Raw genomic sequence first — 21,790 nt, forward strand, 5'->3', positions numbered from 1 at the left:
TCACAACAGAAAAGGGCAGCCGCGAGGCTGCCCTTTTCGTTTCCCGCCCTGCACCGACCAACGGTCGGCGGCGACCCGTTGCAATGTTGCCGCCGGTCACGCCGGTCATACCCGTTGCATCGGTGCCGACCCGCAGGCCGGCACCGATCAATCCTTACAGCGATTCGAAGATGCCCGCCGCACCCATGCCGGTGCCGATGCACATGGTCACCATGCCGTACTTCTGCTGGCGACGGCGCAGGCCGTGCAGCAGGGTGGCGGTACGGATCGCGCCGGTTGCGCCCAGCGGATGGCCCAGGGCGATCGCGCCGCCCAGCGGGTTGACCTTGGACGGGTCCAGGCCGCAATCGCGGATGACGGCCAGCGACTGCGCGGCAAAGGCTTCGTTGAGCTCGATCCAGTCCAGCTGGTCCTGGGTCAGGCCGGCCTGCTTGAGCGCCTTCGGGATCGCGGCGATCGGGCCGATGCCCATCACTTCCGGGCGCACGCCGGCCACCGAGAAACTGACGAAGCGGGCCAGCGGGGTCAGGCCGTAATCCTTGATCGCCTGCTCGGAGGCCAGCAGCACGGCGCCGGCGCCGTCGCTCATCTGCGAGGAGTTGCCGGCGGTGACCGTGCCGCCGAACTGGCCGTTGCGGAACACCGGGCGCAGCTTGGCCAGGCCTTCGGCGGACGAATCCAGGCGCGGGCCTTCGTCGGTATCCACGATCTTGTCGCGGGTGATGATGCGGCGGCCGTCGGCCAGGTCCGGCTGGCGGGTGCGCACGTCGTAAGGGCTGATCTCGTCCTTGAACTCGCCGTTCTGGATCGCGGCGATGGCCTTCTGGTGCGAGGCAAGCGCAAAGGCGTCCTGGTCCTCACGCGAGACCTTCCATTCCTCGGCGACCTTCTCGGCGGTGATGCCCATGCCGTAGGCGATGGCGACGTGGTCATTGTCGAACACGCTCGGGGCCATCGCGATCTTGTTGCCCATCATCGGCACCATCGACATCGACTCGGTACCACCGGCCAGCATCAGGTCCGAATTGCCGAGGCGGATCTGGTCGGCAGCCATGGCCACGGCCTGCAGGCCCGAGGAGCAGAAGCGGTTGACGGTCTGTGCGGCGATGGTGTCCGGCAGGCCGGCCAGCAGCACGCCGATGCGTGCCACGTTCATACCCTGCTCGGCTTCGGGCATCGCGCAGCCGATGATCGCGTCATCGATGCGGTTGACGTCCACGCCCGGCGCCTGCGCGACCACGGAGCGGAGCACGTGGGCGAGCATGTCGTCGGGGCGGGTATTGCGGAACACGCCCTTGGGCGCCTTGCCCACCGGGGTGCGGGTGGCGGCGACGATGTAGGCGTCCTGGATTTGCTTGGTCATTGCAGTGATCTCTTGAATAGGGGTTGGAAGAGGTTGCCGGCCAGCGGCCGGCACTACCGATGTCTTCCGTCAGTTCCGCAGCGGCTTGCCGGTCTTGAGCATGTGCGCGATGCGGGCCTGGGTCTTTTCCTGCTGGGCCAGTTCGACGAAGTGCTTGCGCTCCAGCGTCAGCAGCCACTCTTCGTCCACCAGCGTGCCGCGATCCACTTCGCCACCGCACAGCACGGTGGCGATGCGCACGGCGATCTCGTAGTCGTACGGGCTGATGAAGCGGCCTTCCAGCATGTTGACCAGCATCATCTTGAACGTAGCGATGCCCACGTCGCCGGCGACCTGGATGCGGCGGGCCGGCATCGGCGGACGGTAGCCACCTTCGGCCAGCGCCAGCACTTCGGCCTTGGCGATGTGCAGCGTCTCGAAGCTGTTGAACACCACCTTGTCGGTGGCGCGCATCAGGCCCAGTTCCTTGGCGTTGACCGCGGAGTTGGAAACCTTGGCCATCGCGACGGTTTCATAAGTCTTCTTCAGCTCGGCGAACACATCACCGCCCGGACCGGCCGCCTGCGAGGCGCGCACGGCCAGTTCCTTCAGGCCACCGCCGGCCGGCAGCAGGCCGACGCCGGCCTCGACCAGACCGATGTAGCTTTCCAGCGCGGCCACGCTCTTGGCGCTGTGCATCTGGAACTCGCAGCCACCGCCCAGGGCCAGGCCGCGCACCGCGGTCACCACCGGCACCAGCGAATACTTGATCGCCTGGCTGGTGCGCTGGAAGTTGTGCACCATCTCTTCGAACTGATCGACCTTGCCGGCCTGCAGCAGGCCGAGCGCGCCGGCCAGATCGGCACCGGCGGAGAAGGGTTCCTTCTGCTGCCAGATCACCAGGCCCTTGTAGTCCTGCTCGGCGCGCTTGATCGCTTCCTGCAGGCCGTTGAGCACGTGGTCGGACACGGTGTTCATCTTGGTTTTGAAGCTGACCACCGCGATGCCGTCACCGTCGTGCCACATGCGCACGCCGTCGTTTTCAAACACGGTTTCGCCCGGGCTGAAGTTCTCGCCCAGCAGCGGATCCGGGAAGCGCTGGCGCTGGTACACCGGCAGCGCCGAGCGCGGCAGCTTGGCATTGCGCGACGGGCTGTAGCTGCCCTCGGCGGCGTGCACGCCATCGCGGCCATCGAACACCCAATCCGGCAGCGGCGCATTGCTCATGCTCTTGCCAGCGACGATGTCGTCGGCGATCCACTGTGCGACCTGCTTCCAGCCGGCGGCCTGCCAGGTTTCGAACGGGCCCAGCGACCAGCCGTAGCCCCAGCGGATGGCCAGGTCGACGTCGCGCGCGGTCTCGGCGATGTCGGCCAGGTGGTAGGCGCTGTAGTGGAACAGGTCGCGGAAGGTCGCCCACAGGAACTGCGCCTGCGGGTGCTGGCTCTCGCGCAGCTTGGCGAACTTCTCGGCCGGGTTCTTGATCTTCAGGATCTCGACCACTTCCGGTGCGGCGGTGCGGTCGGCCGGACGGTAGTCCTGCTTCTCCAGATCCAGCACCACGATGTCCTTGCCGACCTTGCGGAAGATGCCGGCACCGGTCTTCTGGCCGAGCGCGCCCTTGGCGATCAGCGCGTCCAGCCACTTCGGCGACTTGAAGAATTCATGCCACGGATCGTTGGGCAGGGTGTCGCCCATGGTCTTGATCACGTGCGCCATGGTGTCCAGGCCGACCACGTCGGAGGTGCGGTAGGTCGCCGACTTCGGGCGGCCGACCAGCGGGCCGGTCAGGCCGTCCACTTCATCGAAGCCCAGGCCGAATTCCTGCGTGTGGTGGATGGTGGACAGGATCGAGAACACGCCGATGCGGTTGCCGATGAAGTTCGGGGTGTCCTTGGCATACACCACGCCCTTGCCCAGGGTGGTGACCAGGAACGCTTCCAGGCCTTCCAGCACGGCCGCGTCGGTGGTGGTGGCCGGGATCAGCTCGGCCAGGTGCATGTAGCGCGGCGGATTGAAGAAGTGCACGCCGCAGAAGCGGTGGCGCAGCTGCTCGGGCAGCACGTCGGCGAGCTTGTTGATGCCAAGGCCGGAGGTGTTGGAGGCCAGCACCGCGTGATCGGCCACGAACGGGGCGATCTTCTTGTACAGGTCCTGCTTCCAGTCCATCCGTTCGGCGATGGCTTCGATGATCAGGTCGCAGTCCTTCAACTGCTCCAGGCCGGTCTCATAGTTGGCCGGCGTGATCGCCTCGGCGTAGGACTTGCTGGCAAGCGGGGCAGGGCTGAGCTTGCCAAGGTTGGCAATCGCCTTGAGCACGATGCCATCGGCCGGACCTTCCTTGGCGGGCAGGTCGAACAGCACCGTGTCGACGCCGGCGTTGGTCAGGTGGGCGGCGATCTGGGCGCCCATGACACCGGCACCCAGCACGGCGGCACGGCGGACTAGCAGGGAATTGGACATGTCGATAAGCCTTTGTTGTCTGGAAGCCGGTCAGCGCCCGGCTCTACGGGGTGGAAAGGGAGGACGTCGAAGCGCTCGAGGCCGCGCTGGCGCGGAATCCGGCTTCGGCGAAATGAATCAGTTCCTGGGCGGCATGGGCACGATGCGCCGCTTCGGTGACACCGGCGGGTCGCTTGATCAGGCCGAAGTCGGCCATGGCATAGGTCAGCGAGCCGGCGAGGAAATCCAGGCGCCAGTACAGCTCCTCCTTGCTGAGCTCCGGCACGCAGGCGGAGATCGCCTTGCCGAAGTCGCGCAGGACGTGGCCGTAATGGTCGGAAAGGAACTTGCGCAGGTTGTCGTTCTTCTCCGCGTAAGCGCGGGCGATGACGCGCACGAACGCGCCGCCGGTCTGGCGGTCCTGGGCCATGGCCAGGGCCGGCTCCACGAAGGCGGCCAGCACCGGGCGCAGTTCACCGGGGTGCTCGCGGCGGGCGCTGTCCAGCTGGCTCAGCCGGGCCGAGGTCATTTCATCCATGCGGCGACGGAACACCTCGTTGACCAGGTTCTCCTTGGACCCGAAGTGATAGTTGACCGCGGCGATGTTCACATCGGCCTGGCTGGTGACCTGGCGCAGCGAGGTGCCCGCGAACCCGTGCAGGGCGAACAGTTCCTCGGCGGCGCCGAGAATGCGGTCCTTGGTGGAGAAGTGGGCAGGTTTGGCCATGGGGCAGGGCAGTTCAATCAAACGATTGTTTGATATTAGACCCGTGGCTGCGCGTCCGCATTGTGCGGCGCAGCAGGAAGAGGGATTCGTTCATCCGCCGCTGTGTCGTGCCGGCCCGTGGCTGCCAAGCCCCGGAACTGCCTGAACGGGGCGCGCTACCCCGTCCGGTCCACGCCTGCCACGCATGGCGTGGCACTACCGGAGATGGGGAGGACACGTTAGAATTGGCGCACGTATATCAGGCTAAGCCCGCGTTTTGACGCGGGTTTTTTTCATGTTAACCTCGGGCCGATCAAGTGGCCCGCCCAACGGAGTATTCCCATGGCGCTGGAGCGCACCCTTTCCATCATCAAGCCGGACGCCGTCGCCAAGAACGTCATCGGTGAAATCTACGCCCGCTTCGAAAAGGCCGGCCTGAAGGTCGTCGCCGCCAAGTACAAGCAGCTGTCGCGCCGTGAAGCCGAAGGCTTCTACGCCGTGCACCGCGAGCGTCCGTTCTTCAACGCGCTGGTCGAGTTCATGATCTCCGGCCCGGTGATGATCCAGGCGCTGGAAGGCGAGAACGCCGTGCTGGCCCACCGCGACCTGCTGGGCGCCACCAACCCGAAGGAAGCCGCCGCAGGCACCATCCGCGCCGACTTCGCTGAATCCATCGATGCCAATGCCGCCCACGGCTCGGACTCGGTTGAGAATGCCGCGATCGAAATCGCTTATTTCTTCGCCGCGACTGAAGTCGTCTCGCGCTGAGAGTGATGCCGTGAACGAGGTCGTACAGCCAACCGCCATCCCATCCGTGCTCGTTCCGGGCCCGGCTGTGGCCAAGCAGAACCTGCTCGACCTCGATCGCGAGGGTCTGGAGCGCTTCTTCGCCGAGACACTCGGCGAAGCGCGCTACCGTGCCCATCAGGTGATGAAGTGGATCCACCATCACTACGTCACCGATTTCGATGAAATGACCGACCTCGGCAAGGCGCTGCGCGCCAAGCTCAAGCAGCATGCCGAGGTGCTGGTTCCGAACATCGTGTTCGACAAGCCCTCCGCCGACGGCACCCACAAGTGGCTGCTGGCGATGGGCACCGATGGGAAGAACGCCATCGAGGCCGTCTACATCCCGGACAAGAACCGCGGCACCCTGTGCGTGTCTTCGCAGGTCGGCTGCGCGCTGAACTGCACGTTCTGTTCGACCGCTACCCAGGGCTTCAACCGCAACCTCTCCACCGCCGAGATCATCGGCCAGGTGTGGGTGGCGGCGCGCCATCTGGGCAACATCCCGCACAAGCAGCGTCGTCTCACCAACGTGGTGATGATGGGCATGGGCGAGCCGTTGATGAATTTCGACAACGTCGTGCGCGCCATGAGCGTGATGCGCGACGATCTGGGCTACGGCCTGGCCAACAAGCGCGTGACGCTGTCCACCTCCGGCCTGGTGCCGCAGATCGACCGCCTGTCCACCGAGAGCGACGTGTCGCTGGCGGTATCGCTGCATGCGCCCAACGATGCACTTCGCGAGACCCTGGTCCCGCTCAACAAGAAGTACCCGATCGTCGAGCTGATGGCCTCGTGCGCACGTTACCTGCGCGCCAACAAGCGCCGCGAATCGGTCACCTTCGAATACACCCTGATGAAGGGCATCAATGACCAGCCCGAGCACGCCCGCCAGCTGGCGCGGTTGATGCGCCAGTTCGACAACGCCGTGCAGGCCTCGAACTCGGGCAAGGTCAACCTGATCCCCTTCAATCCGTTCCCGGGCACGCGTTACGAGCGTTCCGGCGAAACCGAAATCCGCGCCTTCCAGAAGATCCTGCTCGATTCGCAGGTGCTGACGATGGTGCGGCGTACCCGTGGCGACGATATCGATGCCGCCTGTGGCCAGCTCAAGGGCCAGGTGATGGACCGTACGCGCCGCCAGGCCGAGTTCAACAAAACGCTGCAGGACGGGAAAAACCGGGATGCCGCTGCCTGATCGCCGATTGCCAGCCGTTGTTTTCTTCGCGCTGGCATTGGCCGGCTGTGGCAAACAGCAGGGGATCAAGCCGCCGTCCGGTCCACTCGAGGTCGCGCCGACCTACGAGGCCCGCGACAACCCCGAGATCCGCAAGCGGGTGAACTACCAGGACCAGATGGTCCTGGCTGGCGAATCGCTGCGCGCGGGCGCCCCGGATGCCGCTGAGAAGCGGGTGCGGGCCGCGATGAAGATCGATGCACGCCGCCCCGAGGCCTACATGCTGCTGGCGGCGATTGCCACCCAGCGCGGCAACGAGGCCGAAGCCGGGCGCCTGTACGGCAAGGCGGCCGAGCTGGCCCCCGAGCGCGGCGACGTTCTCAACAATTATGGTGCCTGGCTATGTGCTCATGGCCAGCCGGCCGAGTCGCTGGCCTGGTTCGACCGGGCGCTGCAGGCCCCGGGCTATACCACCCCGGCCTCCGCCCTGGCCAATGCCGGGGGCTGTGCACTGGACGCAGGCCAGCCCGCGCGGGCGGTTCGGGACCTCCGGCGGGCGCTTGAGATAGATCCCGTCAATGCCTACGCGCTGGAGTCGATGGCCCGCAATGAGTACGCCGAAGGGCGTTATTTCGAGGCCCGCGCCTTTTCGCAACGGCGTTTGACGGCTGCACCGGCCACACGTTCCGTGTTACAACTTGCCTCTCAAATCGAGGCGCGGCTTGGCGACAGCGTGGCATCCGGTCGCTATCTGCAGCGAATTCATGACGAATTTCCGCAGGATGCGGCACCTAATCCCCGGGGTTGAAGCATTGTGATTGATGACCAGACTGTGAACGCTTTTGATACTGCGGCCGGTTGCGGAGCTCGTCTTCGCCAGGCCCGGGAAGCGGCCGGACTGACCCTGGAGGCCGTGGGGCAGCAGCTGCGCATGCCGGTCCAGGTAGTGAAGTCCCTTGAAGAAGAGCAGTGGCAGCGCCTTGGCGCGCCGGTCTTCGTCCGTGGCCAGCTGCGCAGTTATGCCCGCCTGCTGAAGGTGGACATCGACGACATCCTCGAGCAGGCCCATATCGGGCCGATCGTGCCGCCACAGCTGGTCAGCCATACCCATACCCCGCGCGCGCGCCGCATTGCCGAGAGCCTGGGCCGTCGCGTCCTGTATGTCGGCATCACCGCGGTGCTGGCCGTGCCGGTCTGGTTCGCCACCCGGGGTCATTTCGATGGCACTGCCACCACCCCGAACACCGCGTCGCTGGATGTGATCCCGGCGGCGGTCCCGGTGGCCGGCGGTGACGCCCCGGAAGCGGCCGCACCGGCGGCCGTCGAGGCGGCCAAGCCGTCTGCGCCGGCAGCGCCGTACCTGGCGTCGCTGACCCCGGTCCCGCGTCCGGCCGCCGCGCCGGCAGCGCCGGCTGGTGCACTGAGCCTGCAGTTCAAAGGCGACAGCTGGGTGGATATTTCCGGGCCCGACGGCACCACCGTCGAAAAGGCCCTGATCAAGTCGGGCGAGACCCGCAGCTTCGCGCCAGGCCAGGTGGCCCGCATGGTGCTGGGCAATGCATCGGCGGTCGAGGTTCAGCAGGCCGGCACTATCGTCGACCTTTCGCCGTACCAGCGAGCCAACGTGGCACGCTTTACGGTATCCTCTGACGGCTCCGTGGTCCCAGTTTCGCACTGAACCGCGTTTCCCCAATCCAATTCAAATAGCTCCTCCTCATGGGCGGGGCGAGAGTACGCATGGCGATCGACGACCTGCTCGACGAGCACGAACAAAGTGAACGCGTCCGCGGCTGGCTGCGGAAGAACGGTGTCAGCATCCTCGCTGGCGTAGCCATCGCGATCGGTGGCATCTGGGGCTGGAAAGAGTGGCAGACCCGGCACAGCAACAGCCTGGCTGGCGCCAACGTCCAATACCAGATCGTCCTCAAGAGCCTGGAAGAAAAGGATCTGGAGCAGGCCGCCAAGGGTGTGAAGGACCTGGAAAGCGGCAAGGCCAACATCTACGCTGATCTGGCTGCCCTGCAGCTGGCCAAGGCGCAGGTCGATGCCGGCAAGAACGAAGACGCGCTGGCAACCCTGCGCGCGATCAAGGCCGACCCCGAATTCAAGCCGGTGATCGAGCAGCGCGTTGCGCGCCTGCTGGTGGCCACCGGCAAGACCGAAGATGCGATCAAGCAGCTCGGTACCGCGACCGACAGCGCCAGCCTGGAAATCCATGGCGATGCACTGATGGCGCAGGGCAAGCGTGATGCCGCCCGCGAGCAGTATGAGAAGGCGCTCAAGACGCTGGACGTGGCAGCGCCCCAGCGGCGCCTGCTGGAAACCAAGTTGACGGATGCCGGTGGCACCGTCACCGATCCTGCGGAGTCGGTGTAATGAATCAGATGGTCATGATCAAGCGCGTTGCCACGGTTGCCCTGTTGGGCATGGCCCTGACCGGCTGCAGCACGATGAAGGGCTGGTTCGCCGGCAAAGATGCCGCGGCCAAGAAGGCACTGGAACCGGCCGAGCTGGTGAAATTCGATGCCACCGCCAAGGTCGACAAGATCTGGACGGCCAACGTCGGCAAGGGTGAGAAGCGCATCGGCGTCCGTCAGGGCCCGGTGGTCGCCGATGGTCGCGTCTACGCGGCCGCCATCTACGGTGGCGTGCATGCCATCGACCTGCAGACCGGCAAGAAGATCTGGACCTACGAACCGGCCAAGGTCAAGAAGCAGCCCAAGCTGCGTCTGTCCGGTGGCCCGGGCGTGGGTGACGGCCTGGTCGTCATCGGCACCCTGGATGGTGAAGTCATCGCGTTGAACGCGGCCGACGGCACAGAAAAGTGGCGTGCCAAGGTGCCGGGTGAAGTCATCTCCGCCCCGGCCGTGGGCCAGGGCATGGTGTTCGTGCGCAGCAACGACGGTCGCGTGACCGGTCTGGATGCCGAGAACGGCACCCAGCGCTGGTTCAACCCGCGCGAGCTGCCGGCGCTGACCGTGCGTGGCAACGCGCCGGTCGTCACCGGCCCGGGCGTGCTGTTCATCGGCAACGACGACGGCTCCATCGCCGCGCTGGCCATGCAGGACGGCCGCACGCTGTGGGACCAGATGGTCGGCACCGGCGAAGGCCGTACCGAGCTGGAGCGCATGGCCGATATCGACGGCGCCCCGGTGCTGGAAGGCAATACGCTGTTCGTCAGCAGTTTCAAGAACCAGACCATGGCGATCGAAGGCCCGACCGGCCGTCCGCTGTGGGCACGTGATCATGGCGGCGCCGGTGGCGTGGCCCTGACCTCGGGCAATGTGTTCGTCACCGACAACAAGGGCGGCGTGTTCGGCCTGGACAAGGCCAGCGGTTCGGCCATGTGGTCGCAGATGGGCCTGGCCCGTCGTTCGCTGACCGGTCCGGTCATCCACGGCGATTACGTTGTGGTCGGTGATTACAAGGGGTATCTGCACTGGTTGCGGACCGATAACGGTGAGTTCGCGGCGCGCGCCAAGAGTGGCGGCGACGCCCTCCTGGCCCAGCCGGTAGCTGCCGATGGGATTCTGCTGGTGCAGAACGTTGATGGAAAGCTGACCGCGTTCCGGTTGGCACAATAAGGAGTTACCGCGATGCTGCCCTTGGTCGCCCTGGTTGGACGGCCGAATGTCGGCAAGTCCACGCTGTTCAATGCGTTTACCCGTACGCGCGACGCGCTGGTCCATGACCAGCCCGGCGTGACCCGGGACCGTAATTACGGTGTTTGTCGTCTTGATGAAGACCACCCGTTCCTGGTGGTCGATACCGGCGGTATCGCCGGTGAAGAAGAAGGTCTGGCCGGAGCTACCGCCCGCCAGGCCCGCGCTGCTGCCGCCGAGGCGGACCTGATCCTGTTCGTGGTCGATGCCCGTGAGGGCCCGATGGACGACGAGATCCTGTCCTGGCTGCGCAAGCTGGCCCGTCCGACCCTGCTGCTGATCAACAAGATCGACGGCATGAACGAAGACACCGTGCGTTCGGAATTTGCCCGTTACGGCTTCGGCGAAATGCTGACCGTCTCGGCCGCGCACCGTCAGGGCCTGGATGATCTGCTGGACGAGGTCGTGGAACGGTTGCCGGAAGAGGGCACCACCGAGACCCTGGACACCGATCCGAACCGCATTCGCATCGCCTTCGTCGGCCGCCCCAACGTGGGCAAGTCGACGCTGGTCAATCGTCTGCTCGGCGAGGAGCGCATGATCGCCTCCGAAGTGCCCGGTACCACCCGTGATTCGATTGCGGTGGACATGGAGCGCGACGGGCGTGAGTACCGCCTGATCGATACCGCCGGCCTGCGTCGCAAGGCGCGTGTCGAGGAAGTGGTCGAGAAGTTCAGCGTCATCAAGACCCTGCAGGCCATCGAGCAGTGCCAGGTCGCGGTGCTGATGCTGGATGCCTCCGAAGGCGTGACCGATCAGGACGCCAGCGTGCTCGGCGCGGTGCTCGATGCCGGCCGTGCGCTGGTGGTGGCGATCAACAAGTGGGATGGCCTGACCGATTACCAGCGCGAGCAGGCTGAAGCCCTGGTGTCGCGCAAGCTCGGGTTCGTGCCGTGGGCGGAAGTGGTGCGCATCTCGGCCAAGCACGGCTCGGGGCTGCGTGAGCTGTTCCGCTGCATCCATGCTGCGCACGCCTCGGCGACGCATGAGTTCAGCACCAGCGAAGTCAACAAGGCGCTGGAAACGGCCTACGAGACCAACCCGCCGCCGGCGATCCGGGGTCACGTGTCCAAGCTGCGCTACGTGCATCCGGGCGGTTCCAACCCGCCGACCTTCATCGTCCATGGCACCCGTCTGAAAGACCTGCCGGAGTCGTACAAGCGCTATCTGGAGAACTTCTTCCGCAAGCGCTTCAAGCTGGTCGGCACGCCCGTGCAGTTCATCTTCCGCGAGGGTGTGAACCCGTACGAAGGCAAGAAGAACGTGCTCACCGAACGTCAGCTCAAGCGCAAGCGCCGCTTGATCAAGCACGTCAAGGGCAAGTGATGCAGAAAAGAGCCGGCGCAAGCCGGCTCTTTTCATTGGGGCGGCCGGCGCGCCCGTGCGCGATAATCCCCGCATGAGCACGATCCCCGAACTCACCCCGGCGCAGGCCCGCGAACGCCTCGCCCATGGCGCGCTGCTGATCGACATCCGCGAGGCGCACGAACGCGCCACCGGCATGGCCGAAGGTGCGCTCGGCATCGCCAAGGGCGATCTCCAGGCCGAGCCAGACGCCCACCTGCCGGCAGCCGACGGCGAGGTCGTCCTGATCTGTCAGAGCGGCAGGCGTTCGATGGAGGCCGCGGTTTTCCTGTGGGACCTGGGCTACACGAATGTCGCCTCCGTCCACGGCGGCACCACCGCCTGGCGCGGTGACGGCCTGCCCCTGGTGCAGCCGATGCAGAGCGATGCCGAGCGCGACTTCAACGAGCGTTACTCGCGTCACCTGCTGTTGCCGCAGGTCGGTATCGAAGGCCAGAAGACGCTGCTCGCTTCGCGCGTGCTGGTGCTCGGCGCGGGCGGCCTGGGTGCACCGGCGAGCTTCTACCTGGCCGCGGCCGGGGTAGGGCACCTGCGCATCGCCGATGACGACGTGGTGGACCGCAGCAATCTGCATCGGCAGATCATCCACACCGATGCCAGCGTTGGCGAGCCCAAGGTGCTCTCCGCGCGCGCGCGCCTGCTCGCGCTCAATCCCTCGCTGGACGTGGAGGCCGTGCAGGCGCGGGTCACCTCGGACAACATCGACACGCTGCTGGAGGGGGTCGACGTGGTGCTGGATGGTTCGGACAATTTCCCGCTGCGCTACCTGCTCAACGACGCCAGCCTGCAGCACGGCATCCCGCTGGTGTATGGCGCGGTGGAGCGCTTCACCGGCCAGGTCAGCGTGTTCGACGCCGGCCGCCAGCGTGGCACCGCCCCGTGCTACCGCTGCCTTTTCCCCGAGCCGCCGCCGCCGGAGTTTGCGCCCAACTGCTCGGAGGCGGGCGTGCTCGGCGTGTTGCCGGGCATGGTCGGCCTGCTGCAGGCCACCGAAGTGCTCAAGCTGCTGCTCGGCATCGGCGAGCCGCTGATCGGGCGCCTGCTGACCTTCGATGCGCTGGGCATGCGCTTCCGCGAGACGCGGCTGCGGCCCGACCCGGGTTGCCCGTTGTGCGCGCCCGGGCGCGCGTTCCCCGGGTACATCGATTACGCCGCCTTCTGCAGCGGCGGTGGAGCCGCGTAGATCCACGCCATGCGTGGATGCGGTTCGCCAGGGTCCACGTAGATCCACGCCCTGCGTGGATGCCGTTGGCGAGGGGCCGCCAGGTCAGCGCAGCCAAGCATGGCGTGGCTACCGCTGGGTTAGGTCGCGATTTCGGGACGATCTGGCATCCATGTTCAATATCGTTCTGAATTCAGTACGATTAAACGCATCATCTGCGCTATTGCCCTTCCGCGCTTTGCCCTATCGTTGACCCATCTTGTGTAGTCCGGGGAAGCAACCGCATGGCGGTGGAAGCAGGTGCCAGTGAACTGGTGAAAGTCGTCGCTCTGCTGGGGGCGGCCGTGGTCATGGTGCCGTTGTTCCGCCGGCTTGGGCTGGGCTCGGTGCTGGGCTATTTCGCCGCCGGGCTGGCCATCGGCCCGTTCGGGTTCGGGTGGTTCTCCGATCCGCAGGCCATCCTGCATACCGCCGAGCTTGGCGTGGTGATGTTCCTGTTCGTGATCGGCCTGGAGATGCGGCCCTCGCATCTGTGGAGCCTGCGCAACGAGATCTTCGGACTGGGCACGCTGCAGATCGTGGTCTGCGGTACGGTGCTGACCGGCGTGTGCATGCTGCTCGGCTTCCCGCTGCCGGTGGCCTTCATCGGCGCCGCCGGTTTCGTGTTGACCTCCACCGCGGTAGTGATGCAGTTGCTCGCCGAGCGCGGCGACATCGCGCTGCCCACCGGCCAGAAGATCGTCTCGATCCTGCTGTTCGAAGACCTGCTGATCGTGCCTCTGCTGGCCGTGGTCGCGTTCATGGCGCCGGTGCACAGCGATGCGGGCGAGAGCTCGCGCTGGGTCACCGTGGGTATCGCCGCCGGTGCGATCGTCGGCCTGGTGCTGGTCGGCCGCTTCCTGCTCAATCCGCTGTTCCGCATCCTTGCTGCCGCCAAGGCGCGCGAAGTGATGACGGCGGCCGCGCTTCTGGTTGTGCTCGGCGCCGCGCTGCTGATGCAGCTGGGTGGCTTGTCGATGGCGATGGGCGCGTTCCTCGCGGGCGTGCTGCTCAGCGAGTCCACCTTCCGCCATCAGATCGAAGCGGACATCGAGCCGTTTCGCGGCATCCTGCTCGGCCTGTTCTTCCTCAGCGTCGGGATGGCGCTGGACCTCACCGTGGTCGCCAACAACTGGCCGCTGATCGTCTCCGGCGTGTTCGCGCTGATGCTGGCCAAGGCGGTCTGCATCTACGTGGTCGCGCGGATCCTCGGCAGTGATCATCGCCAGGCGCTGGATCGCGGCGTGGTGATGGCGCAGGGCGGCGAGTTCGCGTTCGTGCTGTTCTCGGCCGCGGCGGTAGCCGGCGTGATTGACGTGCAGGTCAACGCCAACCTCACCGCGATCGTCGTGCTCTCGATGGCGCTGACGCCACTGTTCGTGCTGCTGCACGACAAGCTGATGCCGGATCGCGAAGTCTCGCTCGATGGCGTGGAAGAAGCCGACGGCCTGTCCGGCAGCGTGCTGCTGATCGGCTTCGGTCGCTTCGGCCAGGTGGCGAGTCAGTCGCTGCTGGCGCGCGATGTGGATGTGACCATCATCGACAACGACGTGGACATGATCCATAACGCCGAGCGCTTCGGATTCAAGATCTACTACGGCGACGGCACCCGCCTGGATGTGCTGCATGCGTCTGGCGCAGGGACAGCGCGTGCGATCGCGGTGTGCGTCAACAACGACCAGGATGCCGATCGCATCGTCGAACTGGTCACCCACGAGTTCCCCCAGGCCAAGCTGCTGGTGCGCTCGTTCGATCGCGAACATTCGCTGCGCCTGATCCATGCCGGCGTGGACTTCCAGATCCGCGAGACCTTCGAATCGGCCCTGCAGTTTGGCCAGGCTGCGCTGATGGAGCTGGGTGCCGATCCGGATGATGCGCGCGAGATCGCCGAGCAGATCCGCGAGCGGGATGCCGAACGCTTCGAGCTGGAGATGGCGGGCGGCGACCTGCGCGCCGGCGCGCACATGGTGTTCGGCAGCGCGTTGCCGGGCGTGCCGACGCCCACGCCGTTCACTGCGCCCAAGCGCAAAGCGCGCACGCTCAACGCCGACCAGGTGCCCGAAGAAGAATAAGGCGCCGGCACTACCGGTGGGCGGGGCGGGCCGAATCAGGGACAATAGCCGACCGTCGCCCCCACGCCTGCCGCCCTCGATGAGCTCACCGACCCCCGACACCGTCTCTTCCGCCCGCATTCTCGACGGCCGCCGCATCGCCGAAGACCTGCTGGACAGCCTCAAGGTCCGGGTCGATGCCCGCCTGGCTGCCGGTGGCAGCCGTCCGGGCCTGGCCGTGGTGCTGGTGGGTGGCGACCCGGCCTCGACCGTGTACGTGCGCAACAAGCGCCGTGCGGCCGAGAAAGTGGGCATCGAAGCCTTCGATTACGACCTGCCGGCCGGCACCACCGAGGCCGAACTGCTGACCCTGATCGACCAGCTCAACGCCGATCCCAAGATCCACGGCATCCTGGTCCAGCTGCCGCTGCCGGGCATCCCGGACGCCAACCGCCTGATCCACCGGATCGACCCGCGCAAGGACGTGGACGGCTTCCACCCGGAAAACGTCGGCCATCTGGCCCTGCGTGAGTTCGGCCTGCGACCGTGCACCCCGCGCGGCATCGTGACCCTGCTGGGCCACACCGACCAGCCGGTGCGCGGCCGCAACGCCACCATCGTCGGTGTCAGCAACCATGTCGGCCGCCCGATGGGGCTGGAGCTGCTGATTGCCGGCTGCACCGTCACCAGCTGCCACAAGTTCACCCCCAAGGATGTGCTGGAGCAGTCTGTGCGCAACGCCGACATCCTGGTGGTCGCCGTGGGCCGCCCGGGCATCGTCCCGGGTGAATGGGTCAAGCCGGGCGCCGTGGTGATCGACGTGGGCATCAACCGCCTGGATGACGGCCGCCTGGTCGGCGATGTCGGCTTCGAGGCCGCCGCCCAGCGCGCCAGCTGGATCACCCCTGTACCGGGTGGGGTAGGGCCGATGACCGTGGCCACGTTGATGCAGAACACCATCGAGGCGGCAGAAGGGTACGCGTCCGCGCATTCGCGCTGACGCTCCCAAGATTTGCTGCGCAAACCTTGGGCCCCCACTTACCAGCACCCACGCCCCCGCCGCTTCGCGGCCGCCCCCGAACTTCGGGGGCTCTCCCCCTTCCGGGACGGCGGGCGGCCCATGGCTGAACCGCAGGGCTGGGCACGCGACACAGCGTCGCATCCGCCCCCTGCCAAAGACGCCCGAATCAGGGTAAAATGTCGCGCTTCCCCACATCTCGGGTATGCCGATGCTGCGCATCCAGGCTGAAGCTCTCACCTACGACGACGTCTCCCTCGTCCCCGCTCATTCCATCATCCTGCCCAAGGATGTCAGTCTGGAAACGCGCCTGACGCGCGACCTGCGGCTGAAGCTTCCGATCCTCTCGGCCGCCATGGATACCGTCACCGAAGCCCGCCTGGCGATCGCCATGGCCCAGCTCGGCGGCATGGGCATCATCCACAAGAATCTGAGCGTCGAGCAGCAGGCTGCCGAAGTCGCCAAGGTCAAGAAGTTCGAGGCCGGCGTCATCCGCGACCCGATCACCGTCGGCCCGGAAACCACCATCCGCGACGTGTTGGCCCTGACCCAGGCGCGCAACATCTCCGGCGTGCCGGTGGTGGACGGCGGCGGCCAGCTGGTCGGCATCGTCACCCATCGTGACATGCGCTTCGAGACCGAGCTGGACGATCCGGTCCGCCACATCATGACCAAGAAGGATCGCCTGATCACGGTCAAGGAAGGCGCGGCCTCCGATGAAGTGCTGCAGCTGCTGCACCGCAACCGCATCGAGAAGATCCTGGTCGTCAACGATGATTTCGCGCTGCGCGGCCTGATCACCGTCAAGGACATCCAGAAGAACACCGATTACCCGAACGCCGCCAAGGACACCGCCACCCGCCTGCTGGTCGGCGCGGCCGTCGGCGTCGGTGGCGATACCGACCGCCGGGTCGAGGCGCTGGTCGCCGCCGGGGTGGACGTGCTGGTGGTCGACACCGCGCACGGCCACTCGCAGGGCGTGCTGGACCGCGTCAGCTGGGTCAAGAAGCACTTCCCGCAGGTGCAGGTCGTCGGTGGCAACATCTGCACCGGTGAAGCCGCACTGGCGCTGCTGGACAGCGGCGCGGACGCGGTCAAGGTCGGCATCGGCCCGGGCTCGATCTGCACCACGCGCGTCGTCGCTGGCGTCGGCGTGCCGCAGATCACTGCGATCGACCTGGTCGCCGAGGCGCTGCAGGACCGCATCCCGCTGATCGCCGACGGTGGCATCCGTTACTCCGGTGATATCGGCAAGGCGCTGGCCGCCGGTGCCTCCACCATCATGATCGGTGGCCTGCTGGCCGGTACCGAGGAATCGCCCGGCGAGACCGAACTGTTCCAGGGCCGCTCCTACAAGAGCTACCGCGGCATGGGCTCGCTGGCCGCGATGGAGAAGGGGTCCAAGGACCGCTACTTCCAGGATGCCTCCAGCGCCGACAAGCTGGTGCCCGAAGGTATCGAAGGCCGCGTCCCGTATCGCGGCCCGGTCGGCGGCATCATCCACCAGCTGATGGGCGGCCTGCGCGCCACCATGGGCTATGTGGGCTGTGGCACCGTCGATGACATGCGCACCAAGCCGAAGTTCGTCAAGATCAGCGGCGCCGGCCAACGCGAGAGCCACGTCCACGACGTGCAGATCACCAAAGAGCCGCCGAACTACCGCGCCTGATGCGGCATGAGCAAAGAGGAACGAGGAAGCTGATTCCCGTTCCTCTTTCTCTATCCGCCGCCGGTAACGACGCTGTGTTTCCCGTATTTACTCCTGCATTGCCCGGGCACCATGACCAACATCCATAACGACAAGATCCTCATCCTCGATTTCGGCGCCCAGTACACCCAGCTGATCGCGCGCCGCATCCGCGAGCTCGGCGTGTACTGCGAGATCTGGGCATGGGACCACAACCCGGCTGACATCGCCGCGTTCGGCGCCAAGGGCATCATCCTGTCCGGCGGCCCGGAATCGACCACGCTGCCGGGCGCGCCTGCCGCACCGCAGGAAGTGTTCGACAGCTGCCTGCCGATCTTCGGCATCTGCTACGGCATGCAGACCCTGGCCGCGCAGCTCGGTGGCGCCACCGAAGCGGCCGACCAGCGTGAGTTCGGCCACGCCGAAGTCAACGTCGTCGCCCCGGATGCACTGTTCAAGGGCCTGAGCGACCATGGTGGCGAGCCGAAGTTGAATGTCTGGATGAGCCACGGCGACCACGTCTCCGTCGCGCCCCCGGGCTTCACCGTGACCGCGGTGACCGATCGCATCCCGGTGGCCGCGATGGCCAACGAAGAGAAGCGCTGGTACGGCGTGCAGTTCCACCCGGAAGTGACCCACACCCTGCAGGGCCAGGCGCTGCTGCGCCGCTTCGTGGTGGACGTGTGCGGCTGCGAGACCCTGTGGACCGCCGCCAACATCATCGACGACCAGATCGCCCGCGTGCGCGAGCTGGTGGGCGATGACGAAGTGATTCTGGGCCTGTCCGGCGGCGTCGATTCGTCCGTCGTGGCCGCGCTGCTGCACAAGGCGATCGGCGACAAGCTGACCTGCGTGTTCGTCGATACCGGCCTGCTGCGCTGGCAGGAAGGCGACCAGGTGATGGCGATGTTCGCCGAGCACATGGGCGTCAAGGTGATCCGCGTCAACGCGGCCGACCGTTACTTCAGCAAGCTTGAAGGCGTGAGCGACCCGGAAGCCAAGCGCAAGATCATCGGCAACCTGTTCGTGGACATCTTCGATGAGGAATCCACCAAGCTGAAGAATGCCAAGTGGCTGGCGCAGGGCACCATCTACCCTGACGTGATCGAGTCGGCCGGCAGCAAGACCGGCAAGGCCCATGTGATCAAGAGCCACCACAACGTCGGCGGCCTGCCCGAACACATGAAGCTGGGTCTGGTCGAGCCGCTGCGCGAGCTGTTCAAGGACGAAGTGCGTCGCCTCGGCGTTGAGCTCGGCCTGCCGCGCAGCATGGTCTACCGCCACCCGTTCCCGGGCCCGGGCCTGGGCGTGCGCATCCTTGGCGAAGTGAAGCGCGAATACGCCGAGCTGCTGGCCAAGGCCGATGCCATCTTCATCGACGAACTGCGCAAGGCCGATCTGTACGACAAGACCAGCCAGGCGTTTGCCGTGTTCCTGCCGGTGAAGTCGGTGGGCGTGGTGGGTGATGCGCGGGCTTATGAGTGGGTGATTGCGCTGCGTGCCGTTGAGACCATCGATTTCATGACGGCGCATTGGGCGCATCTGCCGTATGAGTTCCTCGGGACGGTTAGTAACCGGATCATCAATGAGTTGCGGGGGGTGTCGCGAGTTGTTTATGACATCTCGGGGAAGCCGCCAGCGACTATTGAGTGGGAGTGAGTTGAAAGAACGAGGGCGCCGAGAGGCGCCCTTGTTGTTTGGTGAGTTGGAACTAGCGACGCTGCTATGAGCTTGGGTCTAAGCCGTGGACTATGGAAGCCCTGCCACATGATGTCTTGCATGTTTGAGTGGGACCGCGGCCTTTGGAATAATGTTGCACAACACGTTTGGTTTATTTGTTGAAGTCAACTGCTGTGTCAAGTGCTACGTCAGCCGCGCCGCCGCGGTGATCCGCTGTTCCGCTGGAGCGATCTTGATTTTTCGATTTTCTCGAGCGAAGAAGAAATTCTCACGGAGTTAAAGGATGCCCGAGTCGTCGCTAAAGTACAGCATCATCGTTGCAGTTGTATCCTCGCTACTTAGCGCAGCGCTGACCCTGATAGGCGCGTTGGCGCTGCAATCGCGTGAAGCTGAGTGGAGCGAGAAGGATCAATTTTCGAAAGAGGCGGTGCAGACTTTCCACGAAACCATTTCGATTGTTGATGAAGGCTATTTGGCTCTAAAAAATCTGCAGGGAGCTGCAGATGCAAGAGGCTGGGATGAAGTCTCACTCGGCCCGTGGACCGACTACATGGACTTCAATCGTGGCTGGAATCAACGATTGATCGCGCACTACTTCAAAGTTGAGAGATACTTCGGAACGGCGATGGCCAGGCAATTGATCGAACTTCAGATTGATACGGATGCAAATTCAGGTCCGTATCCGGAAGGGAAGAAGCTTTACAACTTCAGAGCACTGGCTGATGACGTCGAGGCTTCGATTCGGTTCGCCGCTGTAGAGAGGAGCATTGTAGATAGTGGTGAACTTGGTGAGGCTTCTACGGATTGGATTGGCGCGATCGAGAGTCATAGAAGGCGCCAAGCGGACACCTCGTTAATGCTTCTGGAATATAAGAAGGGGTCCATGCGCTTTGCCCGCAGCTTAAATGACACGCTGACTCAATTAGGTGTCAAGCAAGTAACTGTCCATCCGACGCAGGTGCAGCGTTAGCAGGCACAGCACTAATGCAATTTCTGCACGTGCACCTGTGAGGCTACGACGCACCCGTGCGGGACGAGGCCGACCGTTGGTCGCGCGTGCTTTGGCAGACACATGGCCTTGGCGGAATCGTGCTGCGCTGGCCGGCGAATGGTGCCTTGGTCGAGGATAGGCCACGGCCAGTATCCATGGCTGCCCGTTGCGACGTATCGGAAGCAGCAAACAGAAACGGCCCGCAATGCGGGCCGTTTCTATTCCTGCCTGGACATCCAGCGCTGCCGATGTCTCAGCAGCGCCGTGCAGACGCCTCAGATATGCAACGCATGCCCCAACGCACGCAGCGCGGCTTCCTGCACGGCCTCACCCAGTGTCGGGTGCGGGTGAATCGTCCCGGCGATATCCTCCAGCGTGGCGCCCATCTCAATCGACTGCACGAAAGCGATCGACAGTTCCGAGACCTGCACGCCTACGGCCTGCCAGCCGAGGATGCGGTGGTCGCTGCTGCGCGCGACAACGCGCACGAAGCCATCGGTGGATTCCAGCGACATCGCACGGCCATTGGCGGCGAACGGGAACAGCGCGACCTTGGTCTCGATGCCCTGTGCCTTGGCCTCGTCCGGCGACAGCCCGACCACCACGATTTCCGGGTCGGTGAAGCACACCGCCGGAATCGCGGCCGGCACGAAGTGGCGCTTCTTGCCACTGACGATCTCGGCCACCAGTTCGCCCTGTGCCATCGCGCGGTGCGCGAGCATCGGCTCACCGGCGACATCGCCGATGGCCCACACGTTGCGCATCGAGGTCTTGCACTGGTCGTCGATCTTGATCGCCTTGCCGGTCAGATCCAGCTGCAGCGATTCCAGGTTGAAGCCGTCGGTCTTCGGGCGACGGCCGACCGCGACCAGGATCTGGTCGGCGTCCAGCGCGATTTCGTTACCGTCCTTGTCACGCACGCGCAGCTGGCCGTTGTCGGCCAGGCCGAGCACGCTGTGGCCGGTCAGCAGCTTCACGCCGGACTTCTCCAGGTGCGTGGCCACCGGCTTGGTCAGCTCGGCGTCGTAGGCCGGCAGGATGCGTTCCTGGGCCTCGACCACGGTGACTTCGCAGCCCAGCTTGCGGTACACCGTGCCCAGCTCCAGGCCGATGTAGCCGCCACCGACGACGATCAACTGCTTCGGCAGCGAGGTCGGCGAGAGGGCTTCGGTGGAGGAGATGACCTTGCCACCAAACGGCAGGAACGGCAGTTCCACCGGCACCGAACCGGTGGCCAGCAGCAGGTGCTCGCAGGTGATGCGCAGCGTGCCGCCGTCTTCAGCAGCACCGGCGATCTCGACGGTCTTGCCGTCGACGATCGTGGCCCAGCCCTTGATCAGCTGCGCGCCGTTCTTCTTCAGCAGCGCGCTGACGCCACCGGTGAGCTTCTTGACGATGCCGGCCTTCCACGCCACGGTCTTGGCCAGGTCCAGCGACGGCGCCTGCACGCTGATGCCCAGCGGCGAGGTGCCTGCGGCATAGGCGGTGACCTTGGCGAACTCCTCGGCGGCATGGATCAGCGCCTTGGAGGGAATGCAGCCGATGTTGAGGCAGGTGCCACCCGGATTGACGCCCTCGACCACGATGGTCTTGACGCCGAGCTGGCCGGCGCGGATGCCGGCGATGTAACCGCCGGGACCGCCGCCGATGATCAGCAGCTGGGTTTGAAGGGTATTGGACAT

The 21,790-nt window shown here is 65.4% G+C and carries 17 protein-coding genes; 13 read left to right on the top strand and 4 right to left on the bottom strand.

Going from position 1 to position 21,790, the window contains the following annotated elements; all coding sequences use genetic code 11:
- Positions 1-154: 154 nt before the first annotated feature.
- The 3 genes from C0R07_RS05640 to C0R07_RS05650 all read right to left on the bottom strand — a co-directional run bounded on the left by C0R07_RS05640 (position 155) and on the right by C0R07_RS05650 (position 4,511).
- Entirely contained in the window at positions 155-1,363 is a 1,209-nt protein-coding gene (locus tag C0R07_RS05640) for an acetyl-CoA C-acyltransferase (protein ID WP_019183092.1), read from the bottom strand.
- Between the two features lie 69 nt (positions 1,364-1,432).
- Positions 1,433-3,805, bottom strand: coding sequence for a 3-hydroxyacyl-CoA dehydrogenase/enoyl-CoA hydratase family protein (locus tag C0R07_RS05645; protein ID WP_102788354.1), 2,373 nt, complete (start codon positions 3,803-3,805; stop codon positions 1,433-1,435).
- A gap of 43 nt (positions 3,806-3,848) precedes the next feature.
- Complete coding sequence (locus tag C0R07_RS05650) at positions 3,849-4,511, bottom strand: TetR/AcrR family transcriptional regulator (protein ID WP_019183090.1); 663 nt, start codon at positions 4,509-4,511, stop codon at positions 3,849-3,851.
- A gap of 321 nt (positions 4,512-4,832) precedes the next feature.
- Between C0R07_RS05650 and ndk the strand changes: the two genes are divergently transcribed.
- The 13 genes from ndk to C0R07_RS05715 all read left to right on the top strand — a co-directional run bounded on the left by ndk (position 4,833) and on the right by C0R07_RS05715 (position 20,087).
- Complete coding sequence (gene ndk, locus C0R07_RS05655) at positions 4,833-5,258, top strand: nucleoside-diphosphate kinase (RefSeq protein ID WP_008265389.1); 426 nt, start codon at positions 4,833-4,835, stop codon at positions 5,256-5,258.
- Positions 5,259-5,268: 10 nt separating this feature from the next.
- Complete coding sequence (rlmN, locus tag C0R07_RS05660; RefSeq protein ID WP_019183089.1) at positions 5,269-6,474, top strand: 23S rRNA (adenine(2503)-C(2))-methyltransferase RlmN; 1,206 nt, start codon at positions 5,269-5,271, stop codon at positions 6,472-6,474.
- Positions 6,461-7,261 carry a type IV pilus biogenesis/stability protein PilW gene (gene pilW, locus C0R07_RS05665; RefSeq protein WP_102788355.1) on the top strand — a complete coding sequence of 267 codons (801 nt, stop codon included), beginning with the start codon at positions 6,461-6,463 and terminating at the stop codon, positions 7,259-7,261. Before rlmN ends, pilW begins: the two co-directional genes overlap by 14 nt.
- A 6-nt stretch (positions 7,262-7,267) precedes the next feature.
- Entirely contained in the window at positions 7,268-8,131 is an 864-nt protein-coding gene (locus C0R07_RS05670; RefSeq protein WP_019183087.1) for a helix-turn-helix domain-containing protein, read from the top strand.
- 59 nt (positions 8,132-8,190) lie between these two features.
- The gene (locus C0R07_RS05675) at positions 8,191-8,829 is read left to right on the top strand and encodes a YfgM family protein (protein ID WP_019183086.1); all 639 of its coding nucleotides are present in this window, start codon (positions 8,191-8,193) and stop codon (positions 8,827-8,829) included.
- A complete protein-coding gene (bamB, locus tag C0R07_RS05680) occupies positions 8,829-10,037 on the top strand; it encodes an outer membrane protein assembly factor BamB (protein WP_102788356.1) in 1,209 nt (402 codons plus the stop codon). Before C0R07_RS05675 ends, bamB begins: the two co-directional genes overlap by 1 nt.
- Positions 10,038-10,049: 12 nt before the next feature.
- On the top strand, positions 10,050-11,441 hold the full coding sequence (gene der / locus C0R07_RS05685; RefSeq protein WP_019183084.1) for a ribosome biogenesis GTPase Der: 1,392 nt from the start codon (positions 10,050-10,052) through the stop codon (positions 11,439-11,441).
- Between the two features lie 73 nt (positions 11,442-11,514).
- A complete protein-coding gene (gene moeB, locus C0R07_RS05690) occupies positions 11,515-12,663 on the top strand; it encodes a molybdopterin-synthase adenylyltransferase MoeB (RefSeq protein ID WP_102788357.1) in 1,149 nt (382 codons plus the stop codon).
- Positions 12,664-12,926: 263 nt separating this feature from the next.
- Positions 12,927-14,753 carry a monovalent cation:proton antiporter-2 (CPA2) family protein gene (locus C0R07_RS05695; RefSeq protein ID WP_102788358.1) on the top strand — a complete coding sequence of 609 codons (1,827 nt, stop codon included), beginning with the start codon at positions 12,927-12,929 and terminating at the stop codon, positions 14,751-14,753.
- Positions 14,754-14,832: 79 nt separating this feature from the next.
- Entirely contained in the window at positions 14,833-15,732 is a 900-nt protein-coding gene (folD, locus tag C0R07_RS05700) for a bifunctional methylenetetrahydrofolate dehydrogenase/methenyltetrahydrofolate cyclohydrolase FolD (RefSeq protein WP_102788359.1), read from the top strand.
- A 229-nt stretch (positions 15,733-15,961) separates the two neighbouring features.
- Positions 15,962-17,419 (top strand): IMP dehydrogenase, encoded by a 1,458-nt coding sequence (guaB, locus tag C0R07_RS05705; protein WP_046273777.1) that lies wholly within the window; start codon positions 15,962-15,964, stop codon positions 17,417-17,419.
- A gap of 111 nt (positions 17,420-17,530) precedes the next feature.
- A complete protein-coding gene (guaA, locus tag C0R07_RS05710) occupies positions 17,531-19,096 on the top strand; it encodes a glutamine-hydrolyzing GMP synthase (protein WP_102788360.1) in 1,566 nt (521 codons plus the stop codon).
- A 304-nt stretch (positions 19,097-19,400) separates the two neighbouring features.
- Positions 19,401-20,087 (top strand): hypothetical protein, encoded by a 687-nt coding sequence (locus C0R07_RS05715; protein WP_019183078.1) that lies wholly within the window; start codon positions 19,401-19,403, stop codon positions 20,085-20,087.
- A gap of 296 nt (positions 20,088-20,383) precedes the next feature.
- Here the strand turns inward: C0R07_RS05715 and lpdA are convergent, their stop codons facing one another.
- On the bottom strand, positions 20,384-21,790 hold the full coding sequence (gene lpdA / locus C0R07_RS05720; protein ID WP_102788361.1) for a dihydrolipoyl dehydrogenase: 1,407 nt from the start codon (positions 21,788-21,790) through the stop codon (positions 20,384-20,386).

The organism is Stenotrophomonas bentonitica (genome assembly GCF_002887735.1).
Taxonomy (GTDB): Bacteria; Pseudomonadota; Gammaproteobacteria; order Xanthomonadales; family Xanthomonadaceae; genus Stenotrophomonas; species Stenotrophomonas bentonitica_A.

What these genes read in the sequence shown, in the direction of transcription:
- der (WP_019183084.1), top strand. Translation starts at nt 10,050, where the DNA reads ATGCTGCCCTTGGTCGCCCTGGTTGGACGGCCGAATGTCGGCAAGTCC.
- C0R07_RS05715 (WP_019183078.1), top strand. Translation starts at nt 19,401, where the DNA reads ATGCCCGAGTCGTCGCTAAAGTACAGCATCATCGTTGCAGTTGTATCC.
- C0R07_RS05650 (WP_019183090.1), bottom strand. Translation starts at nt 4,511, where the DNA reads ATGGCCAAACCTGCCCACTTCTCCACCAAGGACCGCATTCTCGGCGCC.
- folD (WP_102788359.1), top strand. Translation starts at nt 14,833, where the DNA reads ATGAGCTCACCGACCCCCGACACCGTCTCTTCCGCCCGCATTCTCGAC.
- C0R07_RS05695 (WP_102788358.1), top strand. Translation starts at nt 12,927, where the DNA reads ATGGCGGTGGAAGCAGGTGCCAGTGAACTGGTGAAAGTCGTCGCTCTG.
- C0R07_RS05675 (WP_019183086.1), top strand. Translation starts at nt 8,191, where the DNA reads ATGGCGATCGACGACCTGCTCGACGAGCACGAACAAAGTGAACGCGTC.
- C0R07_RS05640 (WP_019183092.1), bottom strand. Translation starts at nt 1,363, where the DNA reads ATGACCAAGCAAATCCAGGACGCCTACATCGTCGCCGCCACCCGCACC.
- guaB (WP_046273777.1), top strand. Translation starts at nt 15,962, where the DNA reads ATGCTGCGCATCCAGGCTGAAGCTCTCACCTACGACGACGTCTCCCTC.
- ndk (WP_008265389.1), top strand. Translation starts at nt 4,833, where the DNA reads ATGGCGCTGGAGCGCACCCTTTCCATCATCAAGCCGGACGCCGTCGCC.
- pilW (WP_102788355.1), top strand. Translation starts at nt 6,461, where the DNA reads ATGCCGCTGCCTGATCGCCGATTGCCAGCCGTTGTTTTCTTCGCGCTG.
- moeB (WP_102788357.1), top strand. Translation starts at nt 11,515, where the DNA reads ATGAGCACGATCCCCGAACTCACCCCGGCGCAGGCCCGCGAACGCCTC.
- bamB (WP_102788356.1), top strand. Translation starts at nt 8,829, where the DNA reads ATGAATCAGATGGTCATGATCAAGCGCGTTGCCACGGTTGCCCTGTTG.
- C0R07_RS05645 (WP_102788354.1), bottom strand. Translation starts at nt 3,805, where the DNA reads ATGTCCAATTCCCTGCTAGTCCGCCGTGCCGCCGTGCTGGGTGCCGGT.
- guaA (WP_102788360.1), top strand. Translation starts at nt 17,531, where the DNA reads ATGACCAACATCCATAACGACAAGATCCTCATCCTCGATTTCGGCGCC.
- lpdA (WP_102788361.1), bottom strand. Translation starts at nt 21,790, where the DNA reads ATGTCCAATACCCTTCAAACCCAGCTGCTGATCATCGGCGGCGGTCCC.